1 protein-coding gene is annotated in these 1587 nt (G+C 67.4%); it reads left to right on the top strand.

Annotated elements, in window-relative coordinates:
- Nucleotides 1-232 precede the first annotated feature (232 nt).
- Nucleotides 233-1501 carry an IS110 family transposase gene (locus tag AB0I11_RS34365; RefSeq protein WP_357330109.1) on the top strand — a complete coding sequence of 423 codons (1269 nt, stop codon included), beginning with the start codon at nt 233-235 and terminating at the stop codon, nt 1499-1501.
- The last annotated feature ends 86 nt before the right edge of the window (nt 1502-1587 follow it).

Below are 1587 nucleotides of genomic sequence, written 5' to 3'. Positions count from 1 at the left end.
GGGGTTAGTCCTTGTCGCCTCTGGCGAGGTGGCCCGTTCCGGGCTGAAAATCGTGTGGGTCGCTCGCTGACGTCGTCGCTCCTTGGTCCGTGTGAGGTCGTGGGTTAGTCGGACGCTGGTAGCCGCGTTGTGGGCCCTTCACTGTTGCTGCGAGCACGCGAGTTAGATTCACCCGTTCTGTGGCTGCCGCGGGCGACCGCCCTGATGTTCGCGCTGGTGGGGAGGTTTTCGGTTGCTGGAACAAGCCCAGGACGAAGAGCAGATCATCACGCGTGTGGCGGGGTTGGACATCGGCAAGGCGTCGTTGGTGTGCTGCGCGCGGGTTCCTGACGAGACGAAGCCCGGACGGCGGCTGCAGGAAGTGCGGACCTACCCGACGATGACCCGATCACTGATCGGGCTGGCCGAGCGCTTGGCCGCGCTGGGGGTGACCCGGGTGGTCATGGAAGCCACCAGTGACTACTGGAAACCGGTGTTCTACCTCCTCGAAGCGCACGGGTTCGAGGTGTGGCTGGTCAACGCCCGCGACGTCAAGCATCTACCGGGCCGGCCGAAGACCGACAAGCTGGACGCGGTGTGGTTGTGCAAGGTCGCCGAACGGCAGATGATCCGGCCGAGTTTCGTGCCACCGGCGCCGATCCGGATGCTGCGGGACCTGACCCGCTACCGGGTCGATCTGATCGCCGAGGCCGGGGCGGAACGCAACCGGGCGGAGAAGCTGCTCGAAGACGCGCAGATCAAACTGTCGGTCGTGGTCAGCGACCTGTTCGGCACGTCGGGGCGGGCCATGATGGCGGCGTTGATCGCCGGGCAGCGCGACCCACACACTCTGGCCGAGTTGGCCCGCTCCAGCCTGCGCCGCAAGATCCCCGCCCTGCAGGAAGCTCTCACCGGCAGCTTCACCGATCACCACGCGTTCCTGCTGGGCAAGATGATCGCCCGGGTCGAGCAGGTCGAGGCCGACATCCGTGAGGTCGACGCCCGGATCGAGGCGCAACTGGCCCCTTTCGCCCCGGCGGCGGCCCGGCTTCTTGAGATCCCCGGGGTCGGCCCGGCCGCCGCTGCTGCGATCATCGCCGAGATCGGCGTGGACATGACCCGCTTCCCGACCCCGGCCCACCTGGCCGGCTGGGCCAAGTTCGCGCCCGGCGTCAAGGAATCAGCCGGCCGCCGCAAAGGCACCGGGTCAACCGGGCACGGCAACCGCTATCTCGCCCGCGTCCTCGGACAGATCGCGGTCTCCGCCGCCCGCACCAGCACGTTTCTCGGCGAACGCTATCGGCGCATCGCGCGAAGACGCGGCGCCAAACGCGCCATCGTCGCGGTCGGCCGCTCGGTCCTGACGATCATCTGGCACCTGCTATCCGACCCCGCAGCCGGCTTCCGTGATCTCGGCGCCGACTTCTACCTCAGCCGCACTGACACCGAACGCCGCAAACGAAACCACATCCATCAACTCGAAGCCCTCGGCTACCGCGTCACCCTCGACCTCGCCGCCTAACGCACCACCCAACAAGACCCATCCCGCGCCGCTCCGCGACGCGGGATGCTGCCGCACGTCAAGTTACGGTCGATTTTCGAGTTAGG

Source organism: Micromonospora sp. NPDC050495 (assembly GCF_040655175.1).
GTDB lineage: Bacteria > Actinomycetota > Actinomycetes > Mycobacteriales > Micromonosporaceae > Micromonospora.
Note: the sequence above shows the minus strand (reverse complement) of the source record. Positions and strands in the feature narration are given on the sequence as shown.